The following is an 8,931-nucleotide window of genomic DNA, read 5'->3' as shown; positions in this document are numbered from 1 at the left end:
AGGTAAACCACCAATTTGACAGGTTTTGTCAGTGGGTATTATATTGAGTAATCATTAAACTTTTATTACAGATAGGGAAGTCCGAAATCTCGTTGCCGCGTACCGCAAGAGCCAGAGCCATCCAATTGTGGAAGGAAGGATCCTTTATCTTGTACGCAGCCAGTTCACCGTTTGCATCAGTGATTGCGCAGTGGCAGATTTCTCCTCTCCATCCCTCTACCAGAGCGATAGTGAAAGAATCCTTTTCCGCAGTTCCGCAGGACTTCATCTCCCTGTTGAAAGACGGCATCTCCTCGAGCAGAGTGCGTACAATGGCCATTGACTGCTTCACTTCGTCTATCCTCAGTTCAGTTCTTGCAAGCACGTCTCCGGCCGTTTTCACAACCGGTTCAACATTGAGTGAGGAATACAGCCCGTATGGATGGCTTGCACGTATGTCACGGCATACACCGGCGCATTTGGCGGCCATTCCAACGGCTCCAATTGATTCGGCCTGTTCCTTGCTCACTATGCCTGTACGGTCAAGGCGCGAGAGGACAGAAGGGAAATGCTGAATTTTGTCGCTCATTTCAAGGAAGTCACGCTCGTATGAGGCAAGATCGCTCAGAAGCTGCTTTCTGAGTTCTTCGGTGAAAGCGTATGGAGCGTATGCCGGGCGCACATTGCCCTTGCCAAGACGGTTCCCGCACCATCGCTGTGAGAAATTCACAATAGGAGTGCGAAGACGGCCGTAAACCGCCGCTCCGAGCTGATAGGCTACATCGCCGCAAATGGCTCCGAGGTCTCCTGTATGGTTTGCCATGCGCTCAAGTTCCGCAGCAAGGGTCCTTGCCCAGAGCACCTCATTTCCCGGCCTGTAGCCGCAGAGGCTCTCCCAGACGCTGGCAAAAGCGGTGGAATGGCTTACTGAAGTATCGCCCGCAATGCCTTCGGCCAGCAGAACACGTTCAATCAGACGTTTCTTGCTAAGCATCAGTTTCTCAACTCCCCTGTGCTGCCAGCCTAGCTGGATCTCAAGGTGAAGAACATTCTCGCCGTTGCAGATGAAACGGAAATGCCCCGGTTCAATCACTCCGGCATGAACAGGACCTACACCAACCTCGTGCAGTTCCTCGCCCTCCATATGGAAGAACTTGTATTTTCCAGACATGAAATCGCGTACAGGCTTATACCATGGATGGCCTTTGAATTCCAGTTTCCAGTTCTCGTGAATTTCACGCTCGAAACGCTCCAAAGCAAGGCATTCGGCCGCTATTGAATCAAGTTCCGCAGCCTGTTCAACATTGCAGGAATATACAAGAATATTGTGTGCACTGTCATCGGCAATGCACATCATGAGCCTGAGGCCCTGCGCACAAGGATATGCAAAATAACTTGAACAGTGCCTGGCGTTGCTGCCAAGCAGCTCCATGGTTTGTGAACGGAAGTCCTGGTAGCTGAGAACAGGAATCTGAGCCACGTTTACGCAACTTCCGTTGCTTATATGTAATATCTTGTTGTTCATAGCGTTACGATATCATTGCAGCAGCCTGAAGGAGAAGTTCGCCCAGGAATGCCGGTGGGTTAAAGCCAATGTAAGCGGCAAGTACGAATAGAATCAGTTGGGAAACTGATTCCCAAGGTGATATGCTTATCTTCTCAACCGGCTTGCTTGCTGGCAGGAATATTATGCGGAACATGCTTCTGGAGAAAGCCCAGAGCAGTACCGTGAGCAGGAAGACAGTTATGCCGAATATTATCCAGCTGTCTGCGGAAATCATTGATGTGAATATAAGCAGCTCGCTGAAGAACAGGCCTGAAGGCGGTATGGCAGCAATGCTTACGAAGCCAAGAAGCAGTACAAGCGCCCTGAAAGGATTCAGCTTGAAATAGCCTCCCATATCATCTATCATCTTGCTTTTATATGTGCGCCATAGCTGGGTGAAGTGGAAGAAAAGTCCGGATTTTATGAATGTGTGCATTACAATATGCAGCATGGCTGCCATGAAACCTGCTTTTCCGAAGCACAGACCAAGGGTGACAACTGACATGTGCTCAATGCCTGAATATGCGAGCATACGCTTGAAATTGCTTATCCTCACCATGTATATTGTAGCAATGAAGAGAGTGATGAGTGCCGATACCATCATCACCATTCTGGCCCATTCGGCCAGTTCCGTACCGCTTATGGCTGCATATATGCGGAATATACCGCAGAAACCGAGGTTCATGAGCGCACTCGCGAGCAGAGCTCCGGATGGGGCAGGGGCCTTGTCCTTTGCATCAACTCCGGCAGTGAACATCGGGAAGAGTCCAAGTTTCGCAGTGTATCCGGTGAATATGAAAAGGAATCCGATTTTCATCCAGAAAGTGTCGAGCGTGGCTTTATGAGCCATGAGGTCCGAATAGAAGAGATCCGGACAGCCCTCGTGCAGCAGAGCCAGACTTATGAACAGAATGCCTACAAACACAAAGCAGATGCTCACGGCGCATACGAAGAAGTACTTCCATGTAGCTTCGAGCGCCAGTTTGCTACGGTGATGGTAAATAAGCACCGCAGCGCTGAGTGATGTTATCTCCGTGAATATCCAGGTTACCGCCGCATGGTTTGCAAGGTAGCCGAGTGTCATTGCTGTGATCAGCAGTACGTATGCTGCATTGTAAACTGCGGCGCTTGTTGCAGAGGCTATCGGCTTGGTGAGATATATGCGGCTGTGGATGATGGCAGGGAAACTGATTATGCTCAGTGTGAGAAGCAGTATGAGTCCCAGAGCGTCAAAGCTGAAGTAAGTGAGTTCCGTTTCTCCAAGGTGCAGCAGTCCGTGAACGGTAAGCATTGTCTGAACAAGCAGGAACAGTGCGCTGAGCACCCTGGATGCAACTCTTGAGCGGTTCAAGGCCATGCCTGTGAAAATGCATGCTGATACTATAATGTAAATTGCTGCAATCATGGCTTCTAGTCTTTAAGTTTGCTCAGGGAGTCTATGTCAACATCGTGGAACACATCTCCAATCTTGTTTGCGAATATTCTCAGAATGAACACCGAGGCAAAGATATCGAGCATCACGCCCAGATTCACCATTACAGGCATTTCATTTCCAACGGCCAGTGAAAGAATGAACACACCGTTCTCAATCACGCAGTATCCAACAACGTGGGTGAGAATCTTCCTGCGCGATACTATCAGGTAAAGCCCCGTGAAAATGGCGGAAATGGCGCCTACAAAGAAGAATTTGTCAAGAATTATATCATCTATGCTTCCGGAAAGCAGTATTGATCCCACCACTATTCCAGTGGTTATGAGCAGCGATACGAAATTTGGCAGGAACGGCTCTGTCTCACGGGTTATGCCGTTATGCCGTATGATTCTCTCAAGACAATATGGCACAGCGATGGCCTTGAAAACTATTGTCTCCAGAAGAATCAGTATCAGGTTGAACACATTGAACTCCTTGAGTTGGAATGCCGCCACCAGGAACAACAATACACCCTGATAGAACAGTATCTTTATGTAGTTCCTCATTCTATTGGCAATGGCCAGATAGAAAAGTGTGGAGAGGAATATTATTATGAACGTTTCCAGCATATCTCGTTATACCAATTGTCCGGACATGAGCATCACGCCGAATACGGCCAGGAGCGCAATGCATGCCAGTGTGAATATGAATTGAGGATTGTGGTTCATTCTGAATCGTGCGGAGAATGACTCATTGAGGCCTATGATAACGGCGCATACCGCCTGCACTGCAAGGAATACAGGTATTCCGAACCCTACAGGGATGCTTCCTATGAAGAGGTTGGCAATGATTGCCGCATACATTGCAAACTTGAGGTAGCCTGTGAGAAGAATGAGACCGAGGTCAATGCCGCTGTTGTCAAGAACCATTACCTCGTGTATCATTGTGAGTTCAAGGTGGGTCTTGGGGTCATTAACAGGCATACGGCTGTTCTCTATCATTGCAAGAACAAGGAATATGAACATTGCAATTGCCGTGAGCGCCCAGCTCATCGGGCCGCTTGGATGCAGTTCTGCAAATATGCTCTGGAAAGAGCTGTATCCTGTCATAAGTGCCAGGGAACCCATTATAAGGAAGAATGCAGGTTCCGCAAGCATTGAGTAAAGCGCCTCGCGTGCGGCGCCCATGCCCTCGAAGCTTGAACCTGTGTCCAAGGCTCCAATGATGCAGAAGAACTTGCCAAGCGCCAGTGCATAGGCAAAGAATACGAAATCGTATCTGAAACCTATAAGACCTGCTTTGTGACCGAACGGAACGCAAAGACAGGCAACAATCACCGATGCAAGATATACGGCAGGCGCAATCCTGAACACCGGTCCTGCAACTTCACTGTAAACCGAGCCCTTGCGGAAAAGACGGATGACGTCCTTCACGGGCTGCATTATGCCGGGACCTTTTCTGCCGGCACTTATGCTCTTTACACGTATTATTATACCGTTGAAGAAGAGCGCTGAGATTAGTATGAGAATCAGACTTGTCATGACGCTAGCGGAAAATTATACTAAGAATGAGTATGAATACAATGAATATGATTCCGTACAGAATGTAGAACTGCATCTTTCCATTCTGGAGGAAGGAGAACCTGTCCATGAAGCGGCGGTATCCTCCGAGTGGCTTGTCAATGAGATTGCTCTCCAGCTTGTCGTAGGATTCAGATTCGAAATGGCCGCCGGCAGGGTAGATGCCTTCAGGAAGCTTCTGCTCCTTTCTGCTGCCAAGAATGAATGAGAACAGCTGGACGTATGTCTTTACAAAGGATGTTGCAGTATATTGGATCTTGGGACTGCCTTCGGTGTAGCCGCAGCCCCAGGTAGGGCCTTCGTTTAGCTGTCGCTGTACATTATGCCTGCTCTTTGCTACATATATGATTGCAGCAATGAGGAGGAATGCAAGGCCTGCAAGTCCTACCAGACCAAGGTCCGTGCTGGCTGCAAGTGCCGTGTTGCCTGCATGCGGGAAGCACTCAAGGGCGCTGCCGGCCAGATTTGCATAGAATGCAGGGCAAATGCCTATGGAAAGCATTATCAGCGCTTCAACAGCAAGAGGAATGATGCGGCAAGGCTCCATTTCGTGCGCCTGGATCTCAGTCCTCGGACTACCAAGGAAGATTATACCGTTTGCCTTTGTGAAACAGAGGATTGCCAGGCCTCCGATCATCACGAGTGCAAGGATAGAGAAGACCGCTCCGGTGGTCACGCCCTGCTCTGCTCCCTGCATCCATCCGAAGAGTCCGCTGTAAATTATGAACTCGGAGATGAAACCGTTCAAAGGTGGAAGTCCGCAGATGGCTATCGATGCTATGAGGAACAGCGCCGCTGTCCAAGGCATCTTCTTTGCCAGACCGCCCAGACTCTCAATGTTAAGTGTATGTGTTCCGTGATAAACGTTTCCTGAACAGAAGAATAGCACGGATTTGAAGAGCGCGTGGTTGAGTGTGTGCAGCAATGCACCTGCAAAACCAAGGCTTGCGAGTATGCTGTTCCCTTCACCGGCTCCAATGCAGCCAAGTCCTATTCCCATACCTATTATTCCTATGTTCTCTATACTGTGATAGGCCAGGAGCTTCTTGAGATTATGCTGCACAATGGCCATCATCACACCATAAAGGCCGGAGATGGCGGACACTGTGAGAATGATTGCTCCGGCAGTTACAAAGTTGATGCTGAAGAGCGTTATCATCTTCAGAATACCGAATATGCCAATCTTTATAATCACTCCTGACATTATTCCGGAGATATGAGCCGGTGCTGCCGGATGTGCGTATGGCAGCCAGGTGTGGAAAGGAACGAAGCCCGCCTTAACCGCAAATCCTGCAAATAGAAGCAGGAATGCTGCCATACCGTTGTTCCTAGCACAGTATTCAGGAATGGCGTCAAATGAAAATGAGCCGGTCCTTGTGGCAATCAGCATGAAACCGGCGGTGAGCAGCACCACCGAAATATGTGACTGAATGAAGAAATTGACACCTGCCTTTATGGTTTCAGGTTTTTCGCTTTCATAAATTACCAGAAAGAAGGAACTGAGCGCCATTATTTCCCAGCACACCAGGAAAGCAATTGAATTCTCTACAACGCAGAGAAGCATCATTGATATGTATGCTATGGCATAGTTTATCCAATGGAAGCTGTTCCTCAGAGTTCTGCCGCTGTAGTGCTTCATGTAGCCTTTCCCATAGAACGCACCGCAGGCGAACACCAGCGAGAAAATGGCCATGAACCACAGCGACAGCCCTGTTACAGGCTGCAATGATAAGGATGATTGAAGTAAGTTCATCGTAAGTTTTTAAAAACAGGCCGCAAAGATACACAATTCCCCGATTCTCCCCAACTGGAAGAAGAGAGCGGGTATTATTTGCTTATTCACTTCAAATTGAATAATTTTGGTATAAGGTCTGAATATTGAATGTATATGAAAATCAGGATTATAGTTGGAGATATCACCAAACTTGAGGTTGATGCTATAGTGAATGCTGCAAACCGTTCGTTGCTGGGCGGCGGGGGTGTGGATGGTGCCATCCATCATGCAGCCGGCATTGAACTGCTTAAGGAATGTATGACCTTGAACGGATGTGAGACAGGTCAGAGCAAGATAACCGGTGCATACAAACTGCCTTGCAAGTATGTCATCCATACTGTAGGCCCCGTATATCGCTATTATAGCAAACAGGAAGCAGCTGAGTTACTGGCTTCATGTTACAGTACATCGCTGGCCATTGCAAAAGAAAAGAACATCAGGAGCATTGCTTTCCCCTGCATCAGCTGCGGAGTATATGGTTATCCAAAGGCCGAAGCAGCCAAGATAGCCCTGGCTGCAATAAAAGGAAGCGGCTATGATGGAGAAGTCATCATCTGCTGCTTCTGCGAGGCCGATGCTGAATATTACAGATAGAAAAGTATATGCATTTTTGTACTGAAATAGAAGGAAAATTGCTATATTTGAGGCAATTAACCTGAAATATTCCAGTATGTACTGTACAAAATGCGGCGCAAAACTGCGCGATGGAGCTAAATTCTGTCATGTCTGCGGTCAGCCTGTAGCGGGAGTGAAACCGGCTTCAAGCAAAGCACAGACGGACAAAACGGCTGTCAAGACTGAAATCAAGGAAAAAGCATTGGATCTGGCCAAGGCCGGAGTCAAGCAGATTCTGGCTGCTCTCAAGGACTGCGACATCAACGCCTCAGCAACCTCGGGCGAAGTCAGTTGCAAGAGCGATGCGGCACAAAGAGCGTTTATGAAGTTGCTTAAGAAGGGTCTGATGTCACTGATCCTTCTGGTGATGTTGACATTCTCTCTGAATGCGCGGCCTGAGCTTTCCAGAACAATGGGACCTAAAACTGTTGAGACCTATAACATGTCCTTCGTTTTGGAATTTGACGGAGCTGTTGTCACCGATGAAATGTTTCATTCCGGTAAAAATTACCATAAAGACGATGGGAAGACTGTGCTATCAGGCATTTATGGCTATTTTCAAAACAAGAAAGAGATTACCCTGAAAGTCAGAATTCTTGAAGATCCAGGCAATGATGAATGGGTGGTGAGCATTGAGCATGGTAGAGGAGAGGGAGTTAGCCGCAATTTTTATACTAGAGAAACCAAGGGTGTAACTGAAGCCACTCAATCATTGTCAAAAGGACACGATGCTGTATTCAAAGTACCTGTCCCGGATATCGAGTCTCTCCTTTATCTCAGAATACATGTACGGAGAAAAGCCGATATAGGTTATATTTTATGGGGTGGAAATGGTTATGCTCATGAATACTACTTTGCTTATGGTGGACAAGAATACAGTGAAATTGATACGGATGCCGGAGATTCGGGTGAGTCAAACTGGGTCGTTCCTGCGGCAATAGCGGGAGCGTTGGGGGCAGGCGGACTCGCCCTGAAAGGGCGCAAAAAGAAGAAAGCCGCGGCAAAGAAGTCGAAAAATGCGTCAAAGGATGAAAGGAAGTCCGATGATGAGCAGGAAGAGGAGGAAGATGAAGATGAAGATGAAGATGAAGATGAGAAATCCACATACGAGATGCGCATACGTAAGGATTTCGGAGATACGCTGACACCTGGAGACGCTGCGCAGAAGGTGTACGCCCGTATTGTACGCATACCGCAAGGCGGCCAGGCAGCGACTGACCCGGGCTTGACCTCTAAGATCTCCATAACCGGTGACGATTACCTGAATGTCAACGGCCAGAGTCTTGCAGGCGACTATATGTCGGCCTCGGTTGAGGCTCCGCAGACCGGCAGCATCCCCGACGAAGCCATTGTGAACTTCCGTCTGGCCGGTGCCGGCGGTGCATTCACCAACAGGATGCATTTCAAGATTGCCAAGAGCGAAATTCTTTTCTTCCAGGAGAATCTCACGCTTCCGGCATGCTCTGACGAGGTCTGGAGACTGCCGTTCGCTGTCAGGGGTGCATCGAAGAGCGCAGACGTTGAAGCTTGCAGTTCGGTTCTCGACAAGTACCATGTAAAGATTGAGCCTGGTGAGAAAGACTGTCTCTATTACGCAGTTATCAAAGAAAAGGCGAAAGATAAGAAAGAAGCCGGCACCTGGGAGCAGTTCAGCCTCGGGATAAAGGTCTCTTCAGGCGCATCGGAAATATCGGATTCGCTGCCTCTCTACCGCTTCCACCTTGGTCTCAAGCTTGGCATGGGCAGTACTCTCCCTTGCTATCTTCAGACTGACGCTACAGGAAAGACCCGGGTTGCCTTGACCTTGGCTGACCTGGTATATTACGACTGGGATCCTGAAACCAATGATATTTTAACGGTTTACCCTGTTCCTGTGAAGGATACTTTCAAAGTGTCTGCAAATGGCGAGAAAGAGCAGGGCTACCTCGAAAAGCTTGGTATCGACTACCGTGCGACTTCGACCACGACAGAAAACGGACGTCGTATTGAAATCGCCCCTACCAGGGGAGTCCTGGACCCGCCGACG

At 48.6% G+C, this 8,931-nt stretch carries 7 protein-coding genes; 2 read left to right on the top strand and 5 right to left on the bottom strand.

Features of this window, described 5'->3' with window-relative positions:
• Positions 1 to 28 precede the first annotated feature (28 nt).
• The 5 genes from AC06L3_RS07750 to AC06L3_RS07730 are packed head-to-tail and all read right to left on the bottom strand — an operon-like array spanning position 29 to position 6,269.
• Entirely contained in the window at positions 29 to 1,504 is a 1,476-nt protein-coding gene (locus tag AC06L3_RS07750) for a hydrogenase large subunit (protein WP_475670047.1), read from the bottom strand.
• Between the two features lie 4 nt (positions 1,505 to 1,508).
• The gene (locus AC06L3_RS07745) at positions 1,509 to 2,930 is read right to left on the bottom strand and encodes a proton-conducting transporter transmembrane domain-containing protein (RefSeq protein WP_475670046.1); all 1,422 of its coding nucleotides are present in this window, start codon (positions 2,928 to 2,930) and stop codon (positions 1,509 to 1,511) included.
• A gap of 5 nt (positions 2,931 to 2,935) precedes the next feature.
• Positions 2,936 to 3,565, bottom strand: a complete 630-nt coding sequence (locus tag AC06L3_RS07740) for an NADH-quinone oxidoreductase subunit K (RefSeq protein WP_475670045.1) — start codon at positions 3,563 to 3,565, stop codon at positions 2,936 to 2,938.
• A gap of 6 nt (positions 3,566 to 3,571) precedes the next feature.
• Positions 3,572 to 4,477: a respiratory chain complex I subunit 1 family protein gene (locus AC06L3_RS07735; protein ID WP_475670044.1), complete on the bottom strand. Its 906-nt coding sequence runs from the start codon at positions 4,475 to 4,477 to the stop codon at positions 3,572 to 3,574.
• 4 nt (positions 4,478 to 4,481) lie between these two features.
• Entirely contained in the window at positions 4,482 to 6,269 is a 1,788-nt protein-coding gene (locus tag AC06L3_RS07730; RefSeq protein WP_475670043.1) for a proton-conducting transporter transmembrane domain-containing protein, read from the bottom strand.
• 129 nt (positions 6,270 to 6,398) lie between these two features.
• Here AC06L3_RS07730 and AC06L3_RS07725 point away from each other — a divergent pair, with 129 nt between their 5' ends.
• Together AC06L3_RS07725 and AC06L3_RS07720 are read left to right on the top strand one after the other, a co-directional pair.
• Positions 6,399 to 6,884: an O-acetyl-ADP-ribose deacetylase gene (locus AC06L3_RS07725; protein WP_475670042.1), complete on the top strand. Its 486-nt coding sequence runs from the start codon at positions 6,399 to 6,401 to the stop codon at positions 6,882 to 6,884.
• A gap of 76 nt (positions 6,885 to 6,960) precedes the next feature.
• On the top strand, positions 6,961 to 8,931 hold a 1,971-nt coding region (locus tag AC06L3_RS07720; RefSeq protein WP_475670041.1), incomplete at its 3' end, for a zinc ribbon domain-containing protein.

The sequence above is a fragment of the Candidatus Egerieousia sp. genome (genome assembly GCF_056211015.1).
Note: the sequence above shows the minus strand (reverse complement) of the source record. Positions and strands in the feature narration are given on the sequence as shown.